Source organism: Pantoea leporis (genome assembly GCF_028048155.1).
Taxonomy (GTDB): Bacteria; Pseudomonadota; Gammaproteobacteria; order Enterobacterales; family Enterobacteriaceae; genus Pantoea; species Pantoea leporis.
The window spans coordinates 1-25,366 of sequence record NZ_JALMEU010000015.1; the positions used below are offsets into that span (position 1 = coordinate 1).

The 25,366-nt window shown below is 50.2% G+C and carries 44 protein-coding genes and 1 pseudogene; 39 read left to right on the plus strand and 6 right to left on the minus strand.

Features of this window, described 5'->3' with window-relative positions:
- From MWH02_RS22670 to MWH02_RS22835, 34 genes and pseudogenes are all read left to right on the plus strand, one after another.
- A partial coding sequence (locus tag MWH02_RS22670) for an EF-Tu C-terminal domain-related protein (RefSeq protein ID WP_500797208.1) occupies positions 1-103 on the plus strand: 103 nt, incomplete at its 5' end.
- Between the two features lie 178 nt (positions 104-281).
- Positions 282-476 (plus strand): bacterioferritin-associated ferredoxin, encoded by a 195-nt coding sequence (gene bfd, locus MWH02_RS22675; RefSeq protein WP_008104746.1) that lies wholly within the window; start codon positions 282-284, stop codon positions 474-476.
- 105 nt (positions 477-581) lie between these two features.
- Positions 582-1,064: a bacterioferritin gene (gene bfr / locus MWH02_RS22680; RefSeq protein ID WP_101762566.1), complete on the plus strand. Its 483-nt coding sequence runs from the start codon at positions 582-584 to the stop codon at positions 1,062-1,064.
- Between the two features lie 313 nt (positions 1,065-1,377).
- Complete coding sequence (gene rpsJ / locus MWH02_RS22685; protein WP_006120582.1) at positions 1,378-1,689, plus strand: 30S ribosomal protein S10; 312 nt, start codon at positions 1,378-1,380, stop codon at positions 1,687-1,689.
- A gap of 32 nt (positions 1,690-1,721) precedes the next feature.
- Positions 1,722-2,348 carry a 50S ribosomal protein L3 gene (rplC, locus tag MWH02_RS22690; RefSeq protein WP_008104741.1) on the plus strand — a complete coding sequence of 209 codons (627 nt, stop codon included), beginning with the start codon at positions 1,722-1,724 and terminating at the stop codon, positions 2,346-2,348.
- A 10-nt stretch (positions 2,349-2,358) separates the two neighbouring features.
- Entirely contained in the window at positions 2,359-2,964 is a 606-nt protein-coding gene (rplD, locus tag MWH02_RS22695) for a 50S ribosomal protein L4 (RefSeq protein ID WP_007891650.1), read from the plus strand.
- Entirely contained in the window at positions 2,961-3,263 is a 303-nt protein-coding gene (gene rplW / locus MWH02_RS22700) for a 50S ribosomal protein L23 (RefSeq protein ID WP_007891652.1), read from the plus strand. The genes rplD and rplW overlap by 4 nt, the downstream gene beginning before the upstream one ends.
- Positions 3,264-3,280: 17 nt before the next feature.
- Entirely contained in the window at positions 3,281-4,102 is an 822-nt protein-coding gene (gene rplB, locus MWH02_RS22705) for a 50S ribosomal protein L2 (RefSeq protein WP_007891654.1), read from the plus strand.
- 16 nt (positions 4,103-4,118) lie between these two features.
- Positions 4,119-4,397 carry a 30S ribosomal protein S19 gene (rpsS, locus tag MWH02_RS22710; RefSeq protein WP_001138115.1) on the plus strand — a complete coding sequence of 93 codons (279 nt, stop codon included), beginning with the start codon at positions 4,119-4,121 and terminating at the stop codon, positions 4,395-4,397.
- A gap of 13 nt (positions 4,398-4,410) precedes the next feature.
- Positions 4,411-4,743: a 50S ribosomal protein L22 gene (gene rplV, locus MWH02_RS22715; RefSeq protein WP_007891659.1), complete on the plus strand. Its 333-nt coding sequence runs from the start codon at positions 4,411-4,413 to the stop codon at positions 4,741-4,743.
- A 17-nt stretch (positions 4,744-4,760) separates the two neighbouring features.
- Complete coding sequence (gene rpsC / locus MWH02_RS22720) at positions 4,761-5,459, plus strand: 30S ribosomal protein S3 (RefSeq protein WP_007891660.1); 699 nt, start codon at positions 4,761-4,763, stop codon at positions 5,457-5,459.
- Between the two features lie 12 nt (positions 5,460-5,471).
- A complete protein-coding gene (rplP, locus tag MWH02_RS22725; RefSeq protein WP_015962145.1) occupies positions 5,472-5,882 on the plus strand; it encodes a 50S ribosomal protein L16 in 411 nt (136 codons plus the stop codon).
- Positions 5,882-6,070, plus strand: a complete 189-nt coding sequence (rpmC, locus tag MWH02_RS22730) for a 50S ribosomal protein L29 (protein WP_007891662.1) — start codon at positions 5,882-5,884, stop codon at positions 6,068-6,070. Before rplP ends, rpmC begins: the two co-directional genes overlap by 1 nt.
- Positions 6,070-6,324, plus strand: a complete 255-nt coding sequence (gene rpsQ, locus MWH02_RS22735; RefSeq protein WP_007891663.1) for a 30S ribosomal protein S17 — start codon at positions 6,070-6,072, stop codon at positions 6,322-6,324. Before rpmC ends, rpsQ begins: the two co-directional genes overlap by 1 nt.
- Positions 6,325-6,493: 169 nt before the next feature.
- Complete coding sequence (rplN, locus tag MWH02_RS22740) at positions 6,494-6,865, plus strand: 50S ribosomal protein L14 (RefSeq protein ID WP_006120590.1); 372 nt, start codon at positions 6,494-6,496, stop codon at positions 6,863-6,865.
- A gap of 10 nt (positions 6,866-6,875) precedes the next feature.
- Entirely contained in the window at positions 6,876-7,190 is a 315-nt protein-coding gene (gene rplX / locus MWH02_RS22745; protein ID WP_007891664.1) for a 50S ribosomal protein L24, read from the plus strand.
- Positions 7,191-7,204: 14 nt separating this feature from the next.
- Positions 7,205-7,744 (plus strand): 50S ribosomal protein L5, encoded by a 540-nt coding sequence (gene rplE / locus MWH02_RS22750; RefSeq protein WP_007891665.1) that lies wholly within the window; start codon positions 7,205-7,207, stop codon positions 7,742-7,744.
- A 14-nt stretch (positions 7,745-7,758) separates the two neighbouring features.
- On the plus strand, positions 7,759-8,064 hold the full coding sequence (gene rpsN / locus MWH02_RS22755) for a 30S ribosomal protein S14 (RefSeq protein ID WP_007891666.1): 306 nt from the start codon (positions 7,759-7,761) through the stop codon (positions 8,062-8,064).
- 32 nt (positions 8,065-8,096) lie between these two features.
- The gene (gene rpsH, locus MWH02_RS22760) at positions 8,097-8,489 is read left to right on the plus strand and encodes a 30S ribosomal protein S8 (RefSeq protein WP_007891668.1); all 393 of its coding nucleotides are present in this window, start codon (positions 8,097-8,099) and stop codon (positions 8,487-8,489) included.
- Positions 8,490-8,502: 13 nt separating this feature from the next.
- Complete coding sequence (rplF, locus tag MWH02_RS22765; protein ID WP_008104735.1) at positions 8,503-9,036, plus strand: 50S ribosomal protein L6; 534 nt, start codon at positions 8,503-8,505, stop codon at positions 9,034-9,036.
- A gap of 9 nt (positions 9,037-9,045) precedes the next feature.
- Positions 9,046-9,399, plus strand: coding sequence for a 50S ribosomal protein L18 (rplR, locus tag MWH02_RS22770; protein WP_008104733.1), 354 nt, complete (start codon positions 9,046-9,048; stop codon positions 9,397-9,399).
- 14 nt (positions 9,400-9,413) lie between these two features.
- Positions 9,414-9,914 (plus strand): 30S ribosomal protein S5, encoded by a 501-nt coding sequence (rpsE, locus tag MWH02_RS22775; protein WP_007891679.1) that lies wholly within the window; start codon positions 9,414-9,416, stop codon positions 9,912-9,914.
- 5 nt (positions 9,915-9,919) lie between these two features.
- Complete coding sequence (rpmD, locus tag MWH02_RS22780) at positions 9,920-10,099, plus strand: 50S ribosomal protein L30 (RefSeq protein ID WP_007891681.1); 180 nt, start codon at positions 9,920-9,922, stop codon at positions 10,097-10,099.
- A 3-nt stretch (positions 10,100-10,102) separates the two neighbouring features.
- Complete coding sequence (rplO, locus tag MWH02_RS22785; RefSeq protein WP_007891684.1) at positions 10,103-10,537, plus strand: 50S ribosomal protein L15; 435 nt, start codon at positions 10,103-10,105, stop codon at positions 10,535-10,537.
- 7 nt (positions 10,538-10,544) lie between these two features.
- Positions 10,545-11,876 (plus strand): preprotein translocase subunit SecY, encoded by a 1,332-nt coding sequence (secY, locus tag MWH02_RS22790; protein WP_007891686.1) that lies wholly within the window; start codon positions 10,545-10,547, stop codon positions 11,874-11,876.
- 32 nt (positions 11,877-11,908) lie between these two features.
- A complete protein-coding gene (rpmJ, locus tag MWH02_RS22795) occupies positions 11,909-12,025 on the plus strand; it encodes a 50S ribosomal protein L36 (RefSeq protein ID WP_004160566.1) in 117 nt (38 codons plus the stop codon).
- Positions 12,026-12,171: 146 nt separating this feature from the next.
- On the plus strand, positions 12,172-12,528 hold the full coding sequence (rpsM, locus tag MWH02_RS22800; protein WP_034830736.1) for a 30S ribosomal protein S13: 357 nt from the start codon (positions 12,172-12,174) through the stop codon (positions 12,526-12,528).
- A gap of 16 nt (positions 12,529-12,544) precedes the next feature.
- Positions 12,545-12,934, plus strand: coding sequence for a 30S ribosomal protein S11 (gene rpsK / locus MWH02_RS22805; protein WP_004160563.1), 390 nt, complete (start codon positions 12,545-12,547; stop codon positions 12,932-12,934).
- A gap of 32 nt (positions 12,935-12,966) precedes the next feature.
- On the plus strand, positions 12,967-13,587 hold the full coding sequence (gene rpsD / locus MWH02_RS22810; RefSeq protein WP_007891687.1) for a 30S ribosomal protein S4: 621 nt from the start codon (positions 12,967-12,969) through the stop codon (positions 13,585-13,587).
- A gap of 25 nt (positions 13,588-13,612) precedes the next feature.
- Entirely contained in the window at positions 13,613-14,602 is a 990-nt protein-coding gene (locus MWH02_RS22815) for a DNA-directed RNA polymerase subunit alpha (RefSeq protein WP_007891688.1), read from the plus strand.
- A 40-nt stretch (positions 14,603-14,642) separates the two neighbouring features.
- The gene (gene rplQ, locus MWH02_RS22820; protein WP_008104728.1) at positions 14,643-15,029 is read left to right on the plus strand and encodes a 50S ribosomal protein L17; all 387 of its coding nucleotides are present in this window, start codon (positions 14,643-14,645) and stop codon (positions 15,027-15,029) included.
- A gap of 113 nt (positions 15,030-15,142) precedes the next feature.
- The gene (locus MWH02_RS22825) at positions 15,143-15,514 is read left to right on the plus strand and encodes a DnaJ family domain-containing protein (protein WP_271461505.1); all 372 of its coding nucleotides are present in this window, start codon (positions 15,143-15,145) and stop codon (positions 15,512-15,514) included.
- 1 nt (position 15,515) lies between these two features.
- Positions 15,516-15,953, plus strand: a complete 438-nt coding sequence (gene zntR, locus MWH02_RS22830; RefSeq protein WP_101762568.1) for a Zn(2+)-responsive transcriptional regulator — start codon at positions 15,516-15,518, stop codon at positions 15,951-15,953.
- A gap of 50 nt (positions 15,954-16,003) precedes the next feature.
- A pseudogene (locus MWH02_RS22835) lies at positions 16,004-16,195 on the plus strand (alternative ribosome-rescue factor A); the annotation flags it as partial.
- A 44-nt stretch (positions 16,196-16,239) separates the two neighbouring features.
- On the opposite strand, the gene mscL reads toward MWH02_RS22835, so the two are convergent.
- The 5 genes from mscL to def all read right to left on the minus strand — a co-directional run bounded on the left by mscL (position 16,240) and on the right by def (position 20,982).
- Entirely contained in the window at positions 16,240-16,653 is a 414-nt protein-coding gene (mscL, locus tag MWH02_RS22840) for a large-conductance mechanosensitive channel protein MscL (RefSeq protein ID WP_007891693.1), read from the minus strand.
- A gap of 110 nt (positions 16,654-16,763) precedes the next feature.
- A complete protein-coding gene (gene trkA / locus MWH02_RS22845) occupies positions 16,764-18,140 on the minus strand; it encodes a Trk system potassium transporter TrkA (protein ID WP_007891694.1) in 1,377 nt (458 codons plus the stop codon).
- A gap of 31 nt (positions 18,141-18,171) precedes the next feature.
- Positions 18,172-19,458 (minus strand): 16S rRNA (cytosine(967)-C(5))-methyltransferase RsmB, encoded by a 1,287-nt coding sequence (rsmB, locus tag MWH02_RS22850; protein ID WP_101762570.1) that lies wholly within the window; start codon positions 19,456-19,458, stop codon positions 18,172-18,174.
- A gap of 45 nt (positions 19,459-19,503) precedes the next feature.
- Complete coding sequence (gene fmt / locus MWH02_RS22855) at positions 19,504-20,448, minus strand: methionyl-tRNA formyltransferase (RefSeq protein WP_101762571.1); 945 nt, start codon at positions 20,446-20,448, stop codon at positions 19,504-19,506.
- A 21-nt stretch (positions 20,449-20,469) separates the two neighbouring features.
- A complete protein-coding gene (gene def, locus MWH02_RS22860; protein ID WP_008104717.1) occupies positions 20,470-20,982 on the minus strand; it encodes a peptide deformylase in 513 nt (170 codons plus the stop codon).
- Between the two features lie 115 nt (positions 20,983-21,097).
- Between def and dprA the strand changes: the two genes are divergently transcribed.
- From dprA to aroE, 5 genes are read left to right on the plus strand one after another with little or no spacing between them, the layout of a single operon-like run.
- Positions 21,098-22,222, plus strand: a complete 1,125-nt coding sequence (dprA, locus tag MWH02_RS22865) for a DNA-protecting protein DprA (protein WP_271461506.1) — start codon at positions 21,098-21,100, stop codon at positions 22,220-22,222.
- Complete coding sequence (smg, locus tag MWH02_RS22870) at positions 22,194-22,667, plus strand: DUF494 family protein Smg (protein ID WP_007891699.1); 474 nt, start codon at positions 22,194-22,196, stop codon at positions 22,665-22,667. Before dprA ends, smg begins: the two co-directional genes overlap by 29 nt.
- Positions 22,668-22,694: 27 nt before the next feature.
- The gene (locus MWH02_RS22875; protein ID WP_210082075.1) at positions 22,695-23,249 is read left to right on the plus strand and encodes a DNA topoisomerase family protein; all 555 of its coding nucleotides are present in this window, start codon (positions 22,695-22,697) and stop codon (positions 23,247-23,249) included.
- A complete protein-coding gene (tsaC, locus tag MWH02_RS22880) occupies positions 23,246-23,821 on the plus strand; it encodes an L-threonylcarbamoyladenylate synthase type 1 TsaC (RefSeq protein WP_271461507.1) in 576 nt (191 codons plus the stop codon). Before MWH02_RS22875 ends, tsaC begins: the two co-directional genes overlap by 4 nt.
- 3 nt (positions 23,822-23,824) lie before the next feature.
- On the plus strand, positions 23,825-24,646 hold the full coding sequence (aroE, locus tag MWH02_RS22885; RefSeq protein ID WP_271461508.1) for a shikimate dehydrogenase: 822 nt from the start codon (positions 23,825-23,827) through the stop codon (positions 24,644-24,646).
- A gap of 9 nt (positions 24,647-24,655) precedes the next feature.
- On the opposite strand, the gene MWH02_RS22890 is transcribed toward aroE, so the two are convergent.
- The gene (locus MWH02_RS22890; RefSeq protein WP_271461509.1) at positions 24,656-25,210 is read right to left on the minus strand and encodes a gamma carbonic anhydrase family protein; all 555 of its coding nucleotides are present in this window, start codon (positions 25,208-25,210) and stop codon (positions 24,656-24,658) included.
- Between the last annotated feature and the right edge of the window lie 156 nt (positions 25,211-25,366).

The following is a 25,366-nucleotide window of genomic DNA, read 5'->3' on the forward strand; positions in this document are numbered from 1 at the left end:
AACTTTGATCAAGCCAATCGCTATGGATCAGGGTCTGCGTTTCGCAATCCGTGAAGGCGGCCGTACTGTTGGTGCGGGTGTTGTTGCTGAAATTATCGCTTAATTGCGTTAATGTCGATGGCTGTTTCGGCAGTCATCGCAGCATGAAAAAGAGCACTTAGGTGCTCTTTTTTTATGTCTGAATTTTGCCGTTTCGATTAATCCCACATAAAAGCTGCGTTTGAAATAAAAACCATTCTCATTTACAATTTGATCATAAATTGTACGGGAGTCCGCAGTAAATGTACGTCTGCTTGTGTAATGCCGTGAGTGATAAAACTCTGCGCGAAGTGGTTCGCCGCTATCAACCCAAATCGATTCAACAATTGCGCCAGTTGGTTCCCATTGGAAAGCAATGTGGCAAGTGCGTGCGGTTTGCGCGTGAAATTATGGAAGATGAACTGCAAAACGTGCCGCTCTACAAAGAGATAGCTTAATAAAGTAATTCTGCACTTCCTAATACCCACAATAACTGTCGCGTTTTTTTGACTTCCTTTCATCCGCATCTACGCTCTATTTAGTTGGAAGCGGAGGAAGCAAAAATGAAGGGCGACAGTAAAATCATATTTCATCTCAACAAATTGCTGGGGAATGAACTGGTTGCGATTAATCAGTACTTCCTTCATGCGCGTATGTTCAAAAATTGGGGTCTGACCCGGCTCAATGACGTTGAGTATCATGAGTCAATCGATGAAATGAAACATGCGGACAAATATATCGAACGCATTCTTTTTCTTGAAGGAATTCCTAACCTGCAAGATCTAGGTCGATTACGCATCGGTGAAGACGTGCCGGAAATGCTGCAATCTGACCTGGCATTAGAACTGGAAGGCGCAAAGGATTTGCGTGAGGCGATAGCCTATGCCGACAAGGTTCATGACTACGTCAGCAGAGACATGATGATTGAGATTCTTACGGAAGAGGAAGGGCACATAGACTGGCTGGAAACGGAACTCGATCTGGTGAACAAACTCGGCCTGCAAAATTATCTTCAGTCTCAATTAAAAGATCAGAACGAACATTAGCCATATGCCCATCGTCACGCAAGCCCGCTCAGTCAAAACGATTGCTGCGGGTTTTTTTCGGTCTGTAACCAGATTGATGTGGTTAAAAACACAACACGGGTTGCTTCCTGAACTGATTTACGTATAATGCGCGGGCCTGCCGATATTGGTGTGGCGCGATTCGAGCAGAATCGCAGGGGATAGCTGTTTATGTATCGCCTAACAATACTCCCAATTGGGGAGTTATATGCTGAACGATTACACTCCTCCATCAATCGTAATGGATGCGGGTAGTAATTCTTTTCGTTTATAAAATGTTTGGAGCCTTGGTCTCATGTCGAACCAAAGAATCCGTATCCGTCTTAAAGCGTTTGATCATCGCCTGATCGATCAATCAACCGCGGAAATCGTTGAGACTGCCAAGCGCACTGGTGCGCAGGTACGTGGTCCGATCCCGCTGCCAACCCGCAAAGAGCGTTTTACCGTTCTGATCTCTCCGCACGTTAACAAAGACGCGCGTGATCAGTACGAAATCCGCACTCACAAGCGTCTGGTAGACATCGTTGAGCCAACTGAAAAAACCGTTGATGCTCTGATGCGTCTGGACCTGGCTGCCGGTGTTGACGTGCAGATCAGCCTGGGTTAATCAGGTCATCGAGCGATTGAGAGGTTGATACAATGATTGGTTTAGTCGGTAAAAAAGTGGGTATGACCCGCATCTTCACTGAAGATGGCGTTTCAATCCCAGTAACCGTTATCGAAGTTGAAGCAAACCGCGTTACTCAGGTCAAAGGCCTGGACAACGATGGTTACCAAGCTATTCAGGTTACCACCGGTGCTAAAAAAGCAAGCCGTGTGAGCAAGCCTGAAGCAGGTCATTTTGCTAAAGCTGGCGTTGACGCTGGCCGTGGTCTGTGGGAATTCCGCACCGAAGGTGAAGATTTCTCTGTTGGCCAGAGCATCAGTGTTGAAATTTTCGCTGACGTTAAAAAAGTAGACGTTACCGGTACCTCTAAAGGTAAAGGTTTCGCAGGTACCGTTAAGCGCTGGAACTTCCGTACCCAGGATGCTACACACGGTAACTCCTTGTCACACCGCGTTCCGGGTTCTATCGGTCAGAACCAGACTCCGGGCAAAGTGTTCAAAGGCAAGAAAATGGCTGGTCAGCTGGGTAATGAGCGCGTAACCGTTCAGAGCCTGGAAGTAGTACGTGTTGACGCTGAGCGCAACCTGCTGCTGGTCAAAGGTGGCGTCCCGGGTGCAACTGGGTGCGATCTGATTGTTAAACCAGCTGTGAAGGCGTAAGGGGATAGCAATGGAATTAGTACTGAAAGACGCGCAGAGCGCGCTGACTGTTTCCGAAACTACCTTCGGTCGTGATTTCAACGAAGCGCTGGTTCACCAGGTTGTTGTTGCTTATGCTGCTGGTGCTCGTCAGGGTACTCGTGCGCAGAAGACTCGTGCTGAAGTTACTGGTTCAGGCAAAAAGCCTTGGCGCCAGAAAGGTACCGGCCGTGCGCGTTCAGGTTCTGTAAAGAGCCCGATCTGGCGTTCAGGTGGCGTAACCTTCGCTGCACGTCCACAGGACCACAGTCAAAAAGTTAACAAAAAGATGTACCGCGGCGCGCTGAAAAGCATTCTGTCCGAGCTGGTACGTCAGGACCGTCTGATCGTTGTCGAGACGTTCTCTGTAGAAGCGCCTAAAACTAAGCTGCTGGTACAGAAACTGAAAGACATGGCGCTGCAAGATGTGCTGATCATCACCGGTGAACTGGATGAGAATCTGTTCCTGGCTGCGCGTAACCTGTACAAGGTTGACGTGCGTGATGCAGCGGGCATCGACCCAGTTAGCCTGATCGCCTTCGACAAAGTCGTTATGACTGCGGAAGCAGTTAAGCAAGTTGAGGAGATGCTGGCATGATCCGTGAAGAACGTCTGCTGAAAGTAGTGCGTGCACCGCACGTATCAGAAAAAGCATCTACTGCGATGGAAAAAACCAATACCATCGTTCTCAAAGTTGCTAAAGACGCGACCAAAGCAGAGATCGTTGCTGCTGTTGAGAAGCTGTTCGAAGTGGAAGTTAAAGACGTAAACACCCTAGTAGTTAAAGGGAAAGTTAAGCGTCACGGACAGCGTATCGGTCGTCGTAGCGACTGGAAAAAAGCTTACGTCACCCTGAAGGAAGGCCAGAATCTGGACTTCGTCGGCGGCGCTGAGTAAGTCGGAGGAGAAAGACAATGGCAGTTGTTAAATGTAAACCGACATCTCCGGGTCGTCGCCACGTAGTTAAAGTGGTGAACCCAGAGCTGCACAAGGGCAAACCATTTGCTCCGCTGGTAGAAAAAAACAGCAAATCCGGTGGTCGTAACAACAATGGTCGTATCACTACCCGTCATATCGGTGGTGGTCACAAGCAGGCTTACCGTATTGTTGACTTCAAACGCAACAAAGATGGTATCCCAGCAGTTGTTGAGCGTCTTGAGTACGATCCGAACCGTTCTGCGAACATCGCACTGGTTCTGTACAAAGATGGCGAGCGCCGTTACATCCTGGCCCCTAAAGGCCTGAAAGCCGGCGATCAGATTCAATCTGGCGTTGATGCTGCGATTAAAGCAGGTAACACCCTGCCGATGCGTAACATCCCGGTGGGTTCTACCGTTCATAACGTAGAAATGAAACCAGGCAAAGGCGGTCAGATTGCTCGCTCAGCTGGTACTTACGTGCAGATCGTAGCGCGTGAAGGTTCCTACGTTACCCTGCGTCTGCGTTCAGGCGAAATGCGCAAAGTTGAATCCGAATGTCGTGCAACTCTCGGCGAAGTCGGCAACTCTGAGCACATGCTGCGCGTACTGGGTAAAGCTGGTGCAACCCGTTGGCGTGGTGTTCGTCCTACCGTTCGCGGTACTGCGATGAACCCAGTCGATCACCCGCACGGTGGTGGTGAAGGTCGTAACTTTGGTAAGCATCCGGTAACTCCGTGGGGCGTTCAGACCAAAGGTAAGAAGACCCGTAGCAACAAGCGTACTGATAAATTTATCGTACGTCGCCGTAGCAAATAATTTTAGAGGATAAGCCATGCCACGTTCTCTCAAGAAAGGTCCTTTTATTGACCTGCACTTGCTGAAGAAGGTAGAGAAAGCGGTGGAAAGCGGTGACAAGAAGCCCCTGCGCACTTGGTCCCGTCGTTCAACGATCTTCCCTAACATGATCGGTTTGACCATCGCTGTCCATAATGGTCGTCAGCACGTTCCTGTCTTTGTTTCCGACGAAATGGTCGGCCACAAACTGGGTGAATTTGCACCGACACGTACTTATCGCGGCCATGCTGCAGATAAGAAAGCCAAGAAGAAATAAGTAGGAGGAAGAGATGGAAACTATTGCTCAACATCGCCATGCTCGTTCTTCTGCTCAGAAGGTTCGCCTGGTGGCAGACCTGATTCGCGGTAAGAAAGTGTCGCAGGCTCTGGATATTCTGACCTACACCAACAAGAAAGCTGCTGTGTTGGTTAAGAAAGTCCTGGAATCTGCCATTGCGAACGCCGAACACAACGATGGCGCTGATATCGACGATCTGAAAGTCGCGAAAATCTTCGTAGACGAAGGCCCAAGCATGAAGCGCATTATGCCGCGTGCGAAAGGTCGTGCAGATCGCATCCTGAAGCGCACCAGCCACATTACTGTGGTTGTGTCCGATCGCTGAGACTCTGGAGACTAGCAATGGGTCAGAAAGTACATCCTAATGGTATTCGCCTGGGTATTGTAAAACCATGGAACTCTACCTGGTTTGCGAACACCAAAGAATTCGCTGACAACCTGGACAGCGATTTTAAAGTCCGTCAGTTCCTGACCAAGGAACTGTCTAAAGCGTCTGTATCTCGTATCGTTATCGAGCGTCCGGCTAAGAGCATCCGTGTGACTATTCACACTGCTCGCCCGGGTATCGTTATCGGTAAAAAAGGTGAAGACGTAGAAAAACTGCGTACGGTCGTCGCGAAAATCGCTGGCGTTCCTGCACAGATCAACATCGCCGAAGTCCGTAAGCCGGAACTGGACGCTAAATTGGTTGCTGATAGCATCACTTCACAGCTGGAGCGTCGTGTGATGTTCCGTCGTGCTATGAAGCGTGCTGTACAGAACGCAATGCGTCTGGGCGCGAAGGGTATTAAAGTCGAAGTCAGCGGCCGTTTGGGCGGTGCCGAGATCGCACGTACCGAATGGTACCGTGAAGGTCGCGTACCGTTGCACACACTGCGTGCAGATATTGACTACAACACCTCTGAAGCGCACACCACTTATGGTGTAATCGGCGTTAAGGTATGGATCTTCAAAGGCGAGATCCTGGGTGGTATGGCTGCTGTTGAACAACCGGAACCGGCTGCTCAACCTAAAAAGCAGCAGCGTAAAGGCCGTAAGTAAGGAGAGTCGCTGATGTTACAACCAAAGCGTACGAAATTCCGTAAAGTGCACAAAGGCCGCAACCGTGGTCTGGCGCAAGGTACGGATGTCAGCTTCGGTACTTTCGGTCTGAAAGCTGTTGGCCGTGGTCGTCTGACTGCTCGTCAGATCGAAGCAGCACGTCGTGCTATGACCCGTGCAGTTAAGCGTCAAGGTAAAATTTGGATCCGTGTATTCCCGGACAAACCAATTACCGAGAAGCCGCTGGAAGTGCGTATGGGTAAAGGTAAGGGTAACGTGGAGTATTGGGTTGCCCTCATTCAACCGGGTAAAGTCCTGTATGAAATGGACGGAGTTTCGGAAGAATTGGCCCGTGAAGCCTTCAAGCTGGCAGCAGCAAAACTGCCTATCAAAACCACCTTTGTTACTAAGACGGTGATGTAATGAAAGCAAATGAGCTGCGTGAAAAAAGCGTTGAAGAGCTGAATACTGAGCTACTTAACCTGCTGCGTGAGCAGTTTAACCTGCGCATGCAAGCAGCATCCGGCCAACTTCAGCAAACCCATCTGCTGAAAGAAGTTCGCCGTAATGTTGCACGTGTTAAGACTTTACTGACTGAGAAGGCGGCGTAATGACCGATAAAATCCGTACTCTGCAGGGTCGTGTTATTAGTGACAAAATGCAGAAATCTGCAGTTGTTGCTATCGAACGTGTCGTGAAACACCCGATCTACGGTAAATTCATCAAGCGTACGACTAAGCTGCACATCCATGACGAGAACAATGAATGCGGTATTGGTGACGTGGTTGAAATCCGCGAAACCCGTCCGCTGTCCAAGACTAAGTCTTGGACGCTGGTTCGCGTTGTAGAGAAAGCGGTTCTGTAATAGAATCCGTTTCCTCTAAAAAATAAAACGAACGGCTCGTCTGAGCCGTTCGTTTTTTCTACCCATGTGCGAGAACCGGTGTTATAATGCCGCGCCCTCAATTATGGGGCTTTTTAACGACCTGAGGTTTGGGTCCCGAAGTAGTAGTTGACATTAGCGGAGCACTAAAATGATCCAAGAACAGACTATGCTGAACGTCGCCGACAACTCCGGTGCACGTCGCGTAATGTGTATCAAGGTTCTGGGTGGCTCGCACCGTCGCTACGCAGGCGTCGGCGATATCATCAAAGTGACCATCAAGGAAGCAATTCCTCGTGGCAAGGTGAAAAAAGGTGATGTCCTGAAAGCGGTAGTGGTGCGCACCAGGAAGGGTGTTCGTCGCCCGGACGGTTCTGTCATTCGCTTCGATGGTAATGCATGCGTTATTTTAAACAATAACAGCGAGCAACCTATCGGTACGCGTATTTTTGGGCCGGTAACTCGTGAACTTCGTACTGAAAAGTTCATGAAAATTATCTCTCTGGCACCAGAAGTACTCTAAGGAGCGAGCAATGGCAGCGAAAATCCGTCGTAACGACGAAGTTATCGTGCTTACCGGCAAAGACAAAGGTAAACGCGGTAAAGTAAAGAACGTCCTGACTTCTGGTAAAGTCATCGTTGAAGGTATCAACCTGGTTAAGAAACATCAGAAGCCGGTTCCGGCCCTGAACCAGCCAGGTGGCATCGTTGAAAAAGAAGCGGCTATTCAAGCTTCCAACGTTGCACTCTTCAATGCGGCAACCGGCAAGGCTGACCGTGTAGGCTTTAGATTCGAAGACGGCAAAAAAGTCCGTTTCTTCAAGTCTAATAGCGAAACTATCAAGTAATTTGGAGTAGTACGATGGCGAAACTGCATGATTACTACAAAGACGAAGTAGTCCAGAAACTCATGACAGAGTTCGGCTACAATTCTGTCATGCAAGTCCCTCGGGTCGAGAAGATCACCCTGAACATGGGTGTTGGTGAAGCGATCGCTGACAAGAAACTGCTGGATAACGCAGCAGCTGACCTGGCAGCAATCTCCGGTCAAAAACCGCTGATCACCAAAGCACGCAAATCAGTTGCAGGCTTCAAAATCCGTCAGGGCTATCCGATCGGCTGTAAAGTAACTCTGCGCGGTGAGCGTATGTGGGAGTTCTTTGAGCGTCTGATCACTATTGCTGTACCACGTATTCGTGACTTCCGCGGTTTATCTGCTAAGTCGTTCGACGGTCGTGGTAACTACAGCATGGGCGTTCGTGAGCAGATCATCTTCCCAGAAATCGATTATGACAAAGTCGATCGCGTTCGTGGTTTGGATATTACCATTACCACTACTGCGAAATCTGATGATGAAGGCCGTGCTCTGCTGGCTGCCTTTGAATTCCCATTCCGCAAGTAAGGTAGGGTTACTTAATGGCTAAGCAATCGATGAAAGCACGCGAAGTTAAGCGTGTGAAATTAGCAGACAAGTTCTTCGCCAAGCGCGTTGAACTGAAAGCGATCATTTCTGATGTGAACGCATCCGACGAAGATCGTTGGGATGCCGTTCTCAAGCTGCAGAGTCTGCCGCGTGATTCCAGCCCTTCCCGTCAGCGTAACCGCTGCCGTCAGACAGGTCGTCCGCACGGTTTCTTGCGGAAGTTTGGGTTGAGCCGTATCAAGGTCCGTGAAGCCGCAATGCGCGGTGAAATCCCGGGTCTTAAAAAGGCTAGCTGGTAATTGTCACCATTTGAATCACGGGAGTAACACAGATGAGCATGCAAGATCCGATCGCGGATATGCTGACCCGTATCCGTAACGGTCAGGCCGCGAACAAAGTTGCGGTCTCTATGCCTTCCTCCAAGCTGAAAGTGGCAATTGCCAACGTGCTGAAGGAAGAAGGCTATATTGAAGATTTTAAAATCGAAGGCGATATCAAGTCTGAGCTGGAAGTTACTTTAAAGTATTTCCAGGGCAAGGCTGTGGTAGAGAGCATTCAGCGTGTTAGTCGTCCAGGTCTGCGCATCTATAAGAAAAAAGATGAGCTGCCAAAAGTAATGGCTGGTCTGGGCATCGCTGTAATCTCTACCTCTAAAGGTGTCATGACTGATCGTGCAGCGCGCCAAGCTGGTCTTGGTGGCGAAATTATCTGCTACGTAGCGTAATCGGAGGAATAAAATGTCTCGTGTTGCAAAAGCACCTGTCGTTGTTCCTGCGGGCGTAGAGGTAAAACTCAGCGGTCAGGAAGTTTCGATCAAAGGCAAAAACGGCGAGCTGACTCGTACTATCAACAGTGCTGTAGAAGTTAAGCATGCAGACAACGCCCTGACTTTCGCTCCACGCGAAGGTTATGCGGATGGTTGGGCACAAGCAGGTACTGCTCGTGCGCTGCTGAACGGCATGGTTATCGGTGTTACCGAAGGCTTCACCAAGAAGCTGCAACTGGTTGGTGTTGGTTATCGTGCAGCTGTTAAAGGCAACTCTGTGAGCTTGGCCCTGGGCTTCTCTCACCCTGTTGACCATGCACTGCCGGCCGGCATCACTGCTGAATGTCCAACTCAGACTGAGATCGTGCTGAAAGGCGCGGATAAACAGCTGATTGGTCAGGTTGCAGCTGATCTGCGCGCCTACCGTCGTCCTGAGCCTTATAAAGGCAAGGGTGTTCGTTACGCCGACGAAGTCGTGCGTACCAAAGAGGCTAAGAAGAAGTAAGGTAACACTATGGATAAGAAATCTGCTCGTATCCGTCGTGCGACCCGTGCACGTCGCAAGCTCAAAGAGCTGGGTGCTACTCGCCTGGTGGTACATCGTACCCCGCGTCATATCTACGCACAGGTGATCGCCCCGAACGGTTCCGAAGTTCTGGTTGCTGCTTCTACTGTAGAAAAAGCTATTGCCGAACAACTGAAGTATACCGGTAACAAAGACGCCGCTGCAGCTGTAGGTAAAGCTCTGGCTGAGCGCGCTGTTGAGAAAGGCATTACTAATGTCTCTTTCGACCGTTCCGGGTTCCAATATCATGGTCGTGTCCAGGCACTGGCAGATGCTGCCCGTGAAGCTGGCCTTCAGTTCTAAGGTAGAGGTCTAAGATGTCAAACATCGAGAAACAAGCTGGCGAACTGCAGGAAAAACTGATCGCGGTAAACCGTGTATCTAAAACTGTAAAAGGTGGTCGTATTTTCTCCTTCACCGCACTGACTGTAGTGGGTGATGGTAACGGCCGCGTTGGTTTTGGTTACGGTAAAGCGCGTGAAGTTCCAGCAGCGATCCAGAAAGCGATGGAGAAAGCCCGTCGCAATATGATTAACGTCGCGCTGACTCACGGCACCCTGCAGCACCCTGTTAAAGGTGCTCACACAGGTTCTCGTGTGTTCATGCAGCCAGCTTCTGAAGGTACCGGTATCATCGCCGGCGGTGCAATGCGCGCCGTTTTAGAAGTTGCTGGAGTACATAACGTTCTTGCTAAAGCGTATGGTTCTACCAACCCGATTAACGTGGTTCGTGCAACTATCGATGGCTTGGGCAATATGAATTCTCCGGAAATGGTCGCTGCCAAGCGTGGTAAATCCGTTGAAGAAATTCTGGGGTAATCACGATGGCTAAGACAATTAAAATTACACAAACCCGCAGTTCAATCGGCCGCCTGCCTAAGCACAAAGCGACTCTGGTTGGCTTGGGTCTGCGTCGCATCAATCACACCGTTGAGCGTGAAGATACGCCTGCTGTACGCGGTATGATTAACGCGATTTCCTACATGCTGAAAGTGGAGGAGTAAGAGATGCGTTTAAACACTCTGTCTCCGGCCGAAGGGTCTAAACACGCTTCTAAGCGTCTGGGTCGTGGTATCGGTTCTGGCCTCGGTAAAACTGGTGGTCGTGGTCACAAAGGGCAGAACTCTCGTTCTGGCGGTGGCGTACGTCGCGGTTTCGAGGGTGGCCAGATGCCTCTGTACCGTCGTCTGCCGAAATTCGGTTTCACCTCTCGCAAAGCAATGATCACGACAGAAGTTCGTCTGTCTGATCTGGCGAAAGTTGAAGGCGGTATTGTTGACCTGAATACGCTGAAAGCGGCCAATATTATCGGTGTTCAGATTGAATTCGCGAAAGTGATTCTTTCTGGTGAAGTTTCTGCACCGGTAACGGTTCGCGGTCTGCGTGTCACCAAAGGTGCTCGTGCTGCAATCGAAGCTGCTGGCGGTAAAATCGAGGAATAAGTAGCAGATGGCAAAGCAACCGGGATTAGATTTTCAAAGTGCCAAAGGTGGCTTTGGTGAACTGAAGCGCAGACTGTTGTTTGTAATCGGTGCACTCATTGTCTTCCGAATTGGCTCTTTTATTCCAATCCCCGGTATCGATGCCACTGTACTTGCCAAACTGCTTGAGCAACAGCGTGGTACCATCATTGAAATGTTCAACATGTTCTCTGGTGGTGCTCTCAGTCGTGCCTCAATCTTCGCTCTGGGTATCATGCCGTATATTTCGGCTTCTATTATTATCCAGCTGCTGACGGTGGTTCATCCAGCGTTAGCTGAGATTAAGAAAGAGGGTGAAGCTGGTCGTCGCAAGATTAGCCAGTACACTCGCTACGGCACACTGGTTCTGGCTGTATTCCAGTCGATCGGTATTGCTACCGGTTTACCGAATATGCCTGGAATGCAGGGGCTGGTAATGAATCCAGGCTTTGCATTCTACTTTACCGCTGTTGTAAGTCTGGTTACTGGGACAATGTTCCTGATGTGGCTGGGCGAACAGATTACTGAGCGAGGTATCGGTAACGGTATCTCGATCATTATCTTCGCAGGTATTGTTGCGGGACTCCCGCCGGCCATTGGCCATACCATCGAGCAAGCGCGGCAAGGTGACCTGCACTTCCTTCTGTTGCTGTTGGTTGCAGTTCTAGTATTTGCAGTGACGTTCTTTGTTATTTTCGTCGAGCGTGGCCAGCGCCGCATTGTGGTCAACTACGCTAAACGTCAGCAAGGCCGTCGTGTATATGCTGCACAGAGCACACATTTACCGTTGAAAGTGAATATGGCGGGCGTAATCCCAGCTATTTTTGCTTCCAGCATTATTCTGTTCCCGGCGACCATAGCATCATGGTTCGGGGGCGGTACCGGTTGGAACTGGCTGACAACAATTTCGCTGTATTTGCAACCAGGACAGCCGCTTTATGTGCTACTCTATGCGACTGCAATCATCTTCTTCTGTTTCTTCTACACGGCGTTGGTCTTCAACCCACGTGAAACAGCAGATAACCTGAAGAAGTCTGGTGCATTCGTACCGGGAATTCGTCCGGGAGAGCAAACGGCGAAGTACATCGATAAAGTAATGACACGTCTGACCTTAATCGGCGCACTGTATATTACTTTTATCTGCCTGATCCCGGAGTTCATGCGTGATGCTATGAAAGTTCCATTCTACTTTGGCGGCACATCGCTGCTCATCGTAGTGGTCGTCATCATGGACTTTATGGCTCAAGTGCAAACTCTGATGATGTCGAGTCAGTACGAGTCTGCATTGAAGAAAGCTAACCTGAAGGGCTACGGCCGTTAATTCGGGTGCTTGAGAAGTTACGGAGAGTAAAAATGAAAGTTCGTGCTTCCGTCAAGAAATTATGTCGTAACTGCAAAATCATTCGCCGCGACGGTGTCGTACGTGTGATCTGCAGCGCCGAGCCAAAGCATAAACAGCGCCAAGGCTGATATTGTCACATATTTTTCTTGCAAAGTCGGGTTGAGCTGGCTAGATTAGCCAGCCAATCTTTTGTATGTCGATGCGTTACCATTTGAGTATCCTGAAAACGGGCTTTTCAGCATGGGACGCATTTGTTTAATTATAGGAGTGCATAGTGGCCCGTATAGCAGGCATTAACATTCCTGATCAAAAACATACCGTTATCGCATTAACTTCGATTTTCGGTATCGGTAAAACTCGTTCTAAAGCCATCTGCGCTTCAACGGGTATTGCTGAAAATGTTAAGATCAGAGAGCTGTCTGAAGAACAAATTGAACAGCTGCGTGAAGCAGTTGGTAAATTCGTTGTTGAAGGTGATCTGCGCCGTGAAATCACCCTGAGCATCAAGCGTCTGATGGACCTTGGTTGCTATCGTGGTTTACGCCATCGTCGTGGTCTGCCAGTTCGCGGTCAGCGTACTAAGACCAATGCACGTACCCGTAAGGGTCCGCGTAAACCGATCAAGAAATAATCGGGGTGAGTAAATAATGGCAAAGGCACCAGTTCGTGCACGCAAGCGTGTAAGAAAACAAGTCTCAGATGGCGTGGCTCATGTCCATGCATCTTTTAACAACACCATCGTTACAATTACTGATCGTCAGGGTAACGCACTGGGTTGGGCAACCGCCGGTGGTTCCGGTTTCCGCGGTTCACGTAAATCTACTCCGTTTGCTGCTCAGGTAGCTGCAGAGCGCTGTGCAGAAGCAGTGAAAGATTACGGTATTAAGAATCTGGAAGTTATGGTTAAGGGTCCGGGTCCAGGACGCGAATCAACAATTCGTGCTCTGAACGCTGCTGGTTTCCGCATCACTAATATTACTGATGTGACTCCAATCCCTCACAACGGTTGTCGTCCGCCGAAAAAACGTCGCGTTTAATCGCCCGTTTTTAGGTTAGTTGGAGAAAGAAAATGGCAAGATATTTGGGTCCTAAGCTCAAGCTGAGCCGTCGTGAGGGTACCGACTTATTCCTTAAGTCTGGCGTTCGCGCGATCGATACCAAGTGCAAAATTGAACAACCACCTGGTCAGCATGGTGCGCGTAAACCGCGTCTGTCTGACTACGGCGGCCAGTTGCGTGAAAAGCAGAAAGTTCGTCGTATGTACGGCGTGCTGGAGCGTCAGTTCCGCAACTACTATAAAGAAGCAGCACGTCTGAAAGGCAACACAGGTGAAAACCTGCTGGCCCTGCTGGAAGGCCGTCTGGATAACGTTGTTTACCGTATGGGCTTTGGCGCCACTCGTGCAGAAGCACGTCAGCTGGTTAGCCATAAATCTATCCTGGTGAACGGTCGCGTTGTTAACATCGCTTCTTATCAGGTATCTCCGAATGATGTCGTAAGCATCCGTGAGAAAGCCAAACAGCAATCTCGCGTGAAGGCCGCTCTGGAGCTGGCTGAGCAGCGTGAAAAGCCAACCTGGCTGGAAGTTGATGCTACTAAGATGGAAGGTGTGTTCAAGCGTATTCCTGAACGTACTGATCTGTCTGCGGACATTAACGAACACCTGATCGTCGAGCTTTACTCTAAGTAAAGCTTAGTACCAAAGAGAGGACACAATGCAGGGTTCTGTGACAGAGTTTCTAAAACCGCGCCTGGTAGATATCGAGCAAGTGAGTTCGACGCACGCCAAGGTGACCCTTGAGCCGTTAGAGCGTGGCTTTGGCCATACTCTTGGCAACGCACTGCGCCGTATTCTGCTTTCTTCCATGCCGGGTTGCGCGGTGACCGAGGTTGAGATTGATGGTGTGCTTCATGAGTACTCCACCAAAGAGGGCGTACAGGAAGATATCCTGGAAATCCTGCTTAACCTGAAAGGGTTGGCGGTAAGAGTTCAAGGTAAAGATGAAGTCATCCTTACTTTGAATAAATCTGGCATTGGCCCTGTGACTGCAGCCGACATCACCCACGACGGTGATGTTGAAATCGTCAAGCCGCAGCATGTGATCTGCCACCTGACCGATGAAAACGCATCTATTAGCATGCGTATCAAAGTTCAGCGTGGTCGTGGTTATGTGCCGGCTTCTGCCCGAATTCATTCGGAAGAAGATGAGCGCCCAATCGGCCGTCTGTTGGTTGACGCTTGCTACAGCCCTGTAGACCGTATTGCCTACAATGTTGAAGCAGCGCGTGTAGAACAGCGTACCGACCTGGACAAGCTGGTCATCGAAATGGAAACCAACGGCACAATCGATCCTGAAGAGGCGATTCGTCGTGCGGCAACCATCCTGGCAGAACAACTGGAAGCTTTCGTTGACTTACGTGATGTACGTCAGCCGGAAGTAAAAGAAGAGAAACCAGAATTCGATCCGATCCTGCTGCGCCCTGTTGACGATCTGGAATTGACTGTCCGCTCTGCTAACTGCCTCAAGGCAGAAGCTATCCACTACATCGGTGATCTGGTACAGCGTACCGAGGTTGAGCTGCTTAAAACGCCTAACCTGGGTAAAAAATCTCTTACCGAGATTAAAGATGTGCTTGCTTCACGTGGTTTGTCTCTGGGCATGCGCCTGGAAAACTGGCCACCAGCAAGCATTGCTGATGAATAACCCGATCACAGGTTAAGGTTTCACTGAGAAGGATAAGGTCATGCGCCATCGTAAGAGTGGTCGTCAACTGAACCGCAACAGCAGCCATCGTCAGGCTATGTTCCGCAACATGGCTGGTTCTCTGGTTCGTCATGAGATCATTAAGACGACTCTGCCGAAAGCCAAAGAGCTGCGCCGCGTAGTTGAGCCGCTGATTACTCTTGCCAAGACCGACAGCGTAGCTAATCGTCGTCTGGCATTCGCCCGCACTCGTGATAACGAGATCGTGGCAAAACTGTTTAACGAGCTGGGCCCGCGTTTCGCGAGCCGTGCCGGTGGTTACACTCGCATTTTGAAGTGTGGCTTCCGTGCTGGTGACAACGCTCCGATGGCTTACATCGAGCTGGTTGATCGTCCAGAAGCTCAAGCAGAAGCTACTGCAGAGTAATTTGCAGTATCGTAAAAAACCCGCTTCGGCGGGTTTTTTATTGTCCGTAATTCCTTTCCATTTACTCCCCTTTCGCTATGCTGATGGCTGATACACCTATCAGGAACTCCCTTATGTGGCTAATTGATCAACTTGTAGAGCAACACATACGTGAAGCTCAGGAAAAGGGCGAGCTGAGTAATTTGCCCGGCGAAGGTGCACCTTTACAGCTAGATGATGACAGCGGAGTGCCAGTTGAATTGCGCACGGCATATCGGCTGTTGAAAAATTCTGGTTACTTACCTCCGGAACTTGAAATGCGTCGAGAAGCATTGGCGGTAAACGATCTGCTACGCGAACTGGATCCTGACGATGGCAAGGCGCGAGAACTGTCGAAACGCTTAGCTTTGCTAGAAATAAAACTCCAGCAAGCCGGAATCAGTACCGAATTTTTGCGCGGCGAGTATAACGATAACATCCATCATCATTTGCAGCGGGAGAAATAGCATGTATCGGATTGGCCAGCTGGCAAAAATGGCGGATGTGACGCCAGACACCATCCGCTTTTATGAAAAACAGCAGATGATGAATCATGAGGTACGCACTGAGGGCGGCTTTCGTCTTTATAGCGACGATGATTTACAGCGGCTGCGTTTTATTCGTTATGGTCGCCAACTTGGATTTAGCTTAGAGTCAATCCGTGGTTTATTGTCGATCCGCATCGATCCTGAACATCATACTTGCCAGGAATCCAAAGCCATTGTGGCGAAACGATTGGATGAAGTGAATGGCATGATTGCAGAACTACAGACGATTCAACGTTCATTGCATCGTTTAGCTGAAACCTGCTGCGGCGACATACATAGCAGCGCTTGCTGTTCAATACTTGAAGCTCTGGAGAGAGGTGAGGAGCCGCAGCCTGAAATTTGTTGTAGTAAGGATTGAATTTTGCGGTGGAAGGAATATAGTTGCACCATTAATAACCGGAGGACGGGATGACTCGCTATCAGCACCAAAAAGGTAAAATCAACGATAATGCACTGGAAGCATTATTACATGATCCACTGTTTAGGCAGCGCATTGAGAAGAATCAGAAAGGAAAGGGCAGCTATCAACGTAAAGACAAACATGGCAAAGGACGTAACTGGGAGGCCAGTGATAAGCAGAAAAGTTTATCACTGGCCTTCTTCTTTAAAGACAAAAAAGCCGCCTTACGTGGGCGGCTTTTTTATTATAATTTATCGTGATTTTGTTGTTTTAACAGGTCACGGATTTCAGTGAGCAGTAACTCTTCATTCGTCGGCTTAGGTGCCGCTTTCTCAACTTCTTTTTTCTGATACAGCTTGTTCATTACTTTAATTGCCAGGAATATCGCGAAGGCAACAATAACGAAATCGAACACGGTCTGAATAAAGTTACCGTACTCCATTACCACAGCAGGAATATCACCTTCTGCCGGTTTTAATATCCATTTAAACTGTTTGAAATCGACGCCACCAATCAGCAAGCCAAGTGGCGGCATGATGATATTGGCGACCAGTGAAGAAACAATCTTACCAAAAGCGGCACCGATGATGACACCTACCGCCAGATCAACCACGTTCCCGCGCATTGCAAAATCACGAAACTCTTTGAATAAACTCATTGTTATCTCCTTGCCTTGGCCAATGGCTAAAGTCTAACAAACCTTTGTGCAATTGCCATTAGAACAATGGATTAAGCGAAATTTTCACGGCGGGCTTTCGCCCGCAGCTTTTACAGGAAGAATGGACTTGGCTGGAACAGGCGCTCAACATCGGGCACAAACTTCTTATCCGTCAGGAACATAATTACGTGATCGCCCTGTTCGACGCGCACATTATCATTGGCGATGATCACCTCATCACCGCGCACCACAGCACCGATAATGGTTCCCGGCGGCAACTTAATATCTTCTATTAAACGCCCAACCACGCGTGAGGTGGTTTCATCGCCGTGTGCGATCGCTTCGATTGCTTCTGCAATACCGCGACGCAGTGAGGACACGCCCACGATATCGGCTTTACGTACGTGACTTAGCAGCGCCGAGATCGTGGCTTGTTGCGGCGAGATCGCAATGTCGATCACGCTGCCTTGAACAAGATCGACGTAGGCGCGGCGCTGGATCAGTACCATTACTTTTTTCGCACCCATTTTCTTAGCCAGCATGGCCGACATAATATTGGCTTCATCGTCGTTAGTGACCGCGATGAAGAGATCCACCTGATCGACATGCTCTTCGGCCAGCAATTCCTGATCCGAGGCATCACCGTAAAACACGATAGTATCGTGCAAACGTTCTGCCAGTTCTGCCGCGCGTTGTTGATTACGTTCGATCAACTTCACGCTGTACTGTTTTTCCAGGCGCTGCGCCAATCCAAAGCCGATATTTCCGCCGCCAACTAACATGATGCGCTTATACGGTTTTTCCAGACGCTGCATTTCACTCATCACCGCGCGGATGTGTTGGCTCGCGGCAATAAAGAACACTTCATCGCCGGCTTCCACAATCGTAGAACCCTGGGGACGAATGGGACGATCCTGACGAAAAATCGCCGCGACTCGCGTATCAATATGCGGCATATGTTCACGCATGATCGACAAAGGATTCCCGACCAGCGGTCCGCCATAATAGGCTTTAACCACAGCGAGGCTCACTTTGCCTTCGGCAAAATTCACTACCTGAAGTGCGCCAGGATACTGAATCAGGCGGTAGATATTGTCGATCACCAACTGCTCAGGAGAGATCAGATGATCAATTGGTACGGCTTCAGGTACAAACAGCTTCTCAGCATCGCGTAAGTATTCAGCGGCGCGAATACGCGCGATACGATTGGGCGTATTGAAAAGGGAATACGCAATCTGACAAGCCACCATGTTGGTTTCATCGGAGTTGGTTACCGCCACCAACATATCCGCATCTTCAGCACCGGCTTCACGCAAAATACGCGGATGTGATCCGTGACCATGCACGACGCGCAGATCAAATTTGTCCTGCAATACGCGTAAACGCGTCGCATCGCTATCGACGACGGTAATATCGTTATTTTCCCCGACCAGATTTTCTGCCAGGGTTCCGCCGACTTGGCCGGCGCCGAGGATAATGATTTTCATGGCTTAGATGCTCTTGTCAGTGTGCGCAGCACTATTTTTTCATCAGCTTAGCGTAGAAGAAGCCGTCGCCGCCATCGATGGCCGGGAAAACCTGCCAGCCATTAGCCTGGCCCTGTGGTAACGTTTCGGCCACGGCGTCGCTGTGCGCTGCCAAAAAGGCGCTGATTTGATTGTGATTCTCTTCCGGCAATATTGAGCAGGTGGCATATATCATCGTGCCGCCAGATTTTAGACGCGGCCAGACGGCCTCAAGTATTTCGCGCTGTAGAATCGCCAGCTCAGGAATATCACGATCGCGACGTAGCCACTTGATGTCTGGATGGCGGCGAATAACGCCCGTGGCAGAGCAGGGCGCATCGAGCAGGATACGATCAAACTGCATATCACCACACCATTCTGCCGGTGTACGACCATCGCCCTGACGCACTTCGGCCTGCATGCCCATGCGCTGTAAGTTCTCATGCACACGGAGCAGGCGTTGCGGGTCAACATCGACGGCTAAGACTTTGGCCTGCGGGGCGATTTCGAGGATATGCGTGGTTTTACCACCCGGAGCAGCACAGAGATCGAGAATAGTTTCCCCATCTTTTGGCTCAAGCAGCAGTGCGCAACGTTGTGCAGAAAGATCCTGCACCGTCACCCAACCTTGATCGAAACCCGGCAGCTGGCTGACTGGAGCGGGTGATTCCAGTCGCAATGCATCTTGTGCATCGCCAGGAAAAGCAACTTTCTCTTCTGCCTGCAATAGCGCCAGCCAGGCATCGCGACTGTGATACTGGCGATTGACGCGCAGCCACATCGGCGGTCGCTGATTGTTAGCTTCAACAATCTGTTGCCACTGTTCTGGCCATGCCGCTTGCAGACGTTTCAGCAACCAGCCTGGATGCCAGTAACGTTGCGAGCCCTGATCGACTTCGGCTAACAGCGCTTCTTGCTGGCGCAGGAACTGGCGCAACACGCCATTTAACAGGCCTTTTAAAGCCGTGCGCTTCAGCACTTCAGCACCCGCCACGGTTTCTGCCAGTGCCGCATGGGCCGGCACGCGGGTATATAGCAGCTGATAGAGGCCAACCATCAACAGATAATGCAACACTCGCTGCTTACCGGTTAAGGTGCGCTCCATCAGTTTGCCGATTAAGGCTTCCAGCTGCGGCAGCGTGCGCATCACGCCAAAACAGAGTTCTTGCAGCAGCGCGCCATCTTTATCGGATAGGTTCTTTTGCGCGCCTGGCAAAATGGCACTTAGCGATTCGCCTTTGTCCACAACGCGTTCAATGAGTTGCGCGGCCAGGCTGCGCAAGTTGGTAGCTTTTTTCATGTTATTTCATCAAACAAAAAGCCCGGTCAAACCGGGCTTGGAGGATCAGGCCAGAACGGTTCCAGGTACGAACCATTCGCGGCGCGAATTGAGCAGGTCCTGAGCGGACATGGCTTTTTTACCGGCAGGTTGCAGCGATACCAGATTCAGCACACCATCGGCCGTTGCGATCTGAATGCCTTGTTTATCAGCATGGACGATTTCACCGGGTTGCTTGTTCTGATGCGGCAAAACCGTTGCCTGCCAGACTTTTACCGGTTGCTCTTCAATCATGAAATAGCTCATTGGCCATGGATTGAAGGCACGAATACAACGTTCCAACTGCGCTGCTGAAAGTGACCAATCAAGACGCGCTTCTTCTTTACTCAGTTTCTCAGCATAAGAGACCAGCGCTTCATCCTGAACTTCTGGCCTGGCATTACCGCTTGCTAGCAGATCCAGCGTTAACAGCATGCCTTGCGGGCCGAGTTGCGCCAGCTTCTCATACAGCGACGCGCTGGTGTCTTCAGCCGTAATTGGGCAGGAGAGTTTATGCAGCATGTCGCCGGTATCGAGGCCAACATCCATCTGCATAATGGTGACACCGGTTTCGGTATCGCCAGCCCAGAGAGAGCGTTGGATGGGTGCAGCACCGCGCCAGCGTGGCAGCAGCGAACCATGCACATTAATACAACCCAGGCGCGGCATCGCCAGCACGGCTTTTGGCAGGATCAAGCCATAAGCGACCACCACCATGATATCGGCCTGCAGATCGTCAACCAGATGCTGGTTCTCTTCAGGCTTCAGGGATTTCGGCTGAAATACCGGAATATCGTGCGTCTGTGCCAGGACTTTGACCGGGCTTGACGTAAGCTTATTGCCGCGTCCGGCTGGACGATCGGGCTGGGTAAAGACGCCAACAACCTGATGCTCAGAAGCAAGTAGCGCGTCTAAATGACGCGCTGCAAAGTCAGGTGTACCGGCAAAGATAATTTTGAGCGGTGCAGACACAGTTTAACCTTCAATGAGCACTTAATCTTCGCGTGCGTTTAGGCGGGCCAATTTTTCCAGTTTCTGTTTGATACGCTGACGTTTCAGTGGCGACAGATAATCAATGAAAAGTTTGCCATCGAGATGATCGATTTCATGCTGGATGCAAATCGCCAGCAGACCGTCGGTTTCCAGCTCAAAGCTTTTGCCGTCACGATCCTGCGCACGCACTTTGACCCACTCTGCGCGCGGCACAAAAGCACGTTGCTCAGGAATGGAAAGGCAGCCTTCTTCAATACCGGTTTCACCGCTTTTTTCCAGCAGTTCCGGATTAATCAACACCAAACGCTCGTCACGGTTTTCAGAAACATCAATAACAATGATGCGCTGATGAATATCGACTTGGGTCGCCGCTAAGCCAATACCTTCTTCGGCGTACATGGTTTCAAACATGTCGTCGACAATACGCTGCACGTCTGCGTTTACGGTTGCCACCGGCGCAGCGATTTTGCGAAGGCGATCATCAGGGAAATGTAATACCTGCAAAACTGACATAAATATCCAGATCTGTATGCGTTGAAGAAAAGATTACTGCCTCATATTGTAGACTTTTTGATGTCTGATTGACAGCATTGCACCGCATGATAGCGCGGCTGACAGGGAGTGCAGCATGGAGAGAATTGAATGGATGCTCAGGCTGGCAAATGTGAAAGGCTTAAGCTCTGGAGTTGTCAGACATTTAGCTGAGGCATTGCAGGATAATGCTCAGGTTGATGACGATCTGTTACTGGATCAGGGATTAAACGAAACCCAGCGACAACAGTTTAAAGAGCTTTGTCCACGCCAGTTAGCACGAACACATCTATGGCTGGAGGATGAACAGCATCATTTAGTTACCTGTATCGACGAACATTATCCCTCGGGGTTAGCGGAAATCAGTCGACGTCCCTCATTGCTGTATGTCGCGGGAAATATGGACATCTTGCAGACGCCCCAACTCGGAGTCGTGGGCAGCCGTCACTGCACGCATTATGGTAAGCAATGGGGAAGCTGGTTTACGCAGCAATTAGCGCTAAGTGGATTGACCATCACCAGCGGCCTTGCGCGCGGAATCGATGGCGTGGCGCATCGGGCCGCGTTAGAAGTGCAGGGCAAAACCGTTGCAGTATTAGGCAGCGGCCTGCAGCATATCTACCCTAAAAGTCATCAAGCGTTAGCACGTGAGATCATCGCTGGCGGTGGCGCACTGATCTCGGAATTCCCCCTTGATACGGCACCGCATGCGGTTAACTTTCCGCGGCGTAATCGCATCATCAGTGGTTTAAGTCTTGGCGTACTGGTAGTTGAAGCCACGTTAAAAAGCGGTTCGCTGGTGACGGCACGCTACGCTTTGGAACAAAATCGTAACGTTTATGCATTACCCGGCGCGCTAGGCAATCCGGGTAGTGAAGGTACGCATTGGCTTATCCAGCAAGGCGCGCTGCTGGTGGCGCATCCTAACAATATCCTTGAAGATTTACATTCAACGCTGCAATGGTTGCCTGATAGCAGTTCAGAAACAATATATTCACAACACAGTGACGATGTGCCATTGCCATTTGCAACTGTGTTGGCTAACGTAGGTGATGAGGTTACACCTGTTGACGTCGTCGCTGAACGTGCCGGCCAACCTGTGCCAGTTATCGCAGTTCACCTGCTGGAGCTGGAGTTAGCAGGATGGATCGCAGCTGTACCCGGCGGCTATGTCCGATTGAGGAGGGCATGCCATGTTCGACGTACTTATGTACTTGTTTGAGACGTATATCCACAACGAAGCTGAAATGCGCGTTGATCAGGATAAATTGACCGATGATTTAACCGATGCCGGTTTTCATCGTGAAGATATCTACAATGCGTTGAATTGGCTTGAGCGGTTAGCGGATTATCAGGAAGGCTTGGTTGCGCCAGTACTCATGGCAAACGATCCGCTCTCAATGCGAATCTATACCGAAGAGGAAAACCAGCGCTTAGATGCAGAATGTCGCGGTTTTATTTTGTTCCTGGAACAGGTCCAGGTGCTGAATATGGAAACGCGCGAGATGGTCATCGAACGTGTAATGGCCCTTGATACCCTCGAATTCGATCTTGAAGATCTCAAATGGGTGGTGTTGATGGTGCTATTTAACATCCCTGGATGTGAAAACGCCTATCAGCAAATGGAAGAACTGTTATTCGACGTCAATGAAGGTATGCTGCATTAATAATTTGCGATTGATGCAACCGGTAATATGAGTAAATCAGCACTATTCTCCGTGCCTAAACATGAACCCTGCCCCGCTTGCGGGGCAGAATTAGTCATACGTTCCGGCAAACACGGCCCTTTTCTGGGGTGTGTAAATTATCCAACCTGCGATTACATTCGCCCGCTGAAAAGTCAGGGAGATGGACACGTCGTTAAAGTGCTGGAAGGCCATGCATGCCCCCAGTGTGGCGCAGACAAAGTTCTGCGTCAGGGGCGATTTGGCATGTTCGTGGGTTGCAGTCACTACCCGGAATGTGATTACACCGAAACTATCGACAAGCCTGATGAAACAGCTATCGCCTGTCCGCAATGTCAGAGCGGTAAACTGGTACAGCGGCGCTCGCGCTATGGCAAAACCTTCTACTCTTGCGATCGCTATCCAGATTGCCAGTTTGTCCTTAACGCAGCGCCGGTTGAAGGCGTTTGCCCGCATTGCCAGTTCCCTTTATTAATAGAGAAGAAAACCGCACAAGGCATGAAGCGCTTCTGCGCCAGCAAACGCTGCGGTAAGCCCATTGTCCAGGACGCATCATCATCATGAAGCCAAGCCAGTATTCAGCGGGTAGTCTCGATTTTTGCATTGAGAGGCTACAGCAACAGGAAGTTATCGCCTATCCAACCGAAGCCGTATTTGGATTGGGCTGCGATCCCGACAGCGAGAATGCCGTAATGGCGCTTTTGGCGCTCAAGCAGCGTCCAGTCGAGAAGGGACTCATTTTGATTGCAGCCGATTACGCGCAGCTGGAACCTTATATCGCCGACCGTGAACTCTCTGTGCTGCAGCGCGAGCGTATGTTTGCCAGTTGGCCTGGCCCGGTAACCTATGTAGTGCCAGCTTCGCCACATACGCCGCGTTGGTTAACGGGGCGTTTTGACTCACTGGCCATTCGCGTTAGCGATCATCCGGACGTACAGGCTTTGTGTCGCGGTTTTGGTAAACCTCTGGTTTCGACCAGCGCCAATCTTTCCGGCGAACCGCCTTGTCGTAATGCGGAAGAGGTTGCTATGCAATTTGGTCCGCAGTTCCCGGTCTTACATGCTGAAACGGGTGGGCGACTGAATCCTTCTGAAATCCGCGACGTTATTAGCGGTGAACTTATTCGTCAGGGCTAACGCATGGAAAATTTTGCCGTATTTGGTCACCCGATTGCGCATAGCAAATCTCCTTTCATTCATAACTTGTTCGCTGAGCAAACCGGCATTGAGCATCAATATGGCAAGGAGTGCGCGCCACTTGAGGGTTTTCCTCAGTCGATCGCCGATTTTTTTGCGCATGGCGGCAAAGGTGCCAATGTCACGCTGCCTTTTAAACAGCAGGCGTGGGAATTTGCCGATGAGCTTAGCGAGCGAGCGGCATTGTCTGGTGCGGTTAATACGTTAAAGAAAGATGCGCAGGGCAAGATCTTCGGCGATAACACCGATGGCATCGGCTTGCTCAGCGATCTGGAACGACTGCAGATGATCCATCCAGGCGATCGAATTCTGCTGGTGGGCGCCGGTGGTGCTGCGCGTGGCGTAATCCTGCCGCAGCTCTCATTCGGATGTTCGCTGGTGGTAGTGAATCGCACCGTGGCACGCGCCGAGCAGCTGGCAGAGATTTTCCAGCATAGCGGGGATATCAAAGCGGCCAGCTTTGAGCAATTAACGGATCAGCAATTTGATCTGATCATTAATGCGACCTCGAGCGGTGTTGATGGCAAAGTTCCGGCGTTAGCCACATCGCTAATTAATGCGCAAACGCGGTGTTATGACATGTTTTATCAACAAGGTTTGACGCCATTCTTACTGTGGTGCCAGCAGCAGGGCGCGCAGCAGCTGGCGGATGGTGTTGGCATGTTAGTAGGGCAAGCCGCTCACGCTTTCCATTTATGGCATGGCGTGATGCCAGAGATCACGCCAGTGATAGCCAAACTAAAGCAGTCGATGCAGCAGGGATAAAATTGGCGATCAGGAATGAGATTGGCTTTCCTGAGCGAGATATTCATTCTTCCAACCGACATAGTTATTGGATGAGTAAAGCAGCCCGGCGATTTCCGCTTCACTGAGTGGGCGGACCTGCTTAACCGGGCTGCCTAAATACAGGTAGCCACTTTCCAGTCGTTTACCTGGCGGCACCAAACTGCCAGCGCCAATCATCACATCATCTTCAACGATCACGCCGTCCAGCAGAATGGATCCCATACCAACCAGTACGCGATTGCCGATAGTGCAGCCGTGCAGCATCGCTTTATGCCCTACCGTGACATCTTCGCCAACAATCAGCGGATAACCTTCCGGATTGCTGCTGGACTTGTGAGTGACGTGCAGTACGCTGCCATCCTGGATATTGCTTCTTTTGCCTATCACCACTTTATTGACGTCACCACGAATCGCAACCAGCGGCCAGATGCTAACGTCATCGTAGAGTTGTACTTCACCCACCACCACGCTGCTGCTATCGATCATCACGCGATCGCCTTGTTGCGGGAAATGGTTCTTATAAGGTCGTAGGGCTGTGGACATGATCTTCTCCTTTTACGTTTTTACCCAAGCCTGCGGCTTAAAAGGCGGATAAACAAGATGATTTTTGAGCGGATCGCTCGCGATCGCAGCGAAAAGAGTGAAAACTCGCCAGTCGATTAAAAAGATCAAAAAAAGGGGTTGTGCAAAAAATTCGGG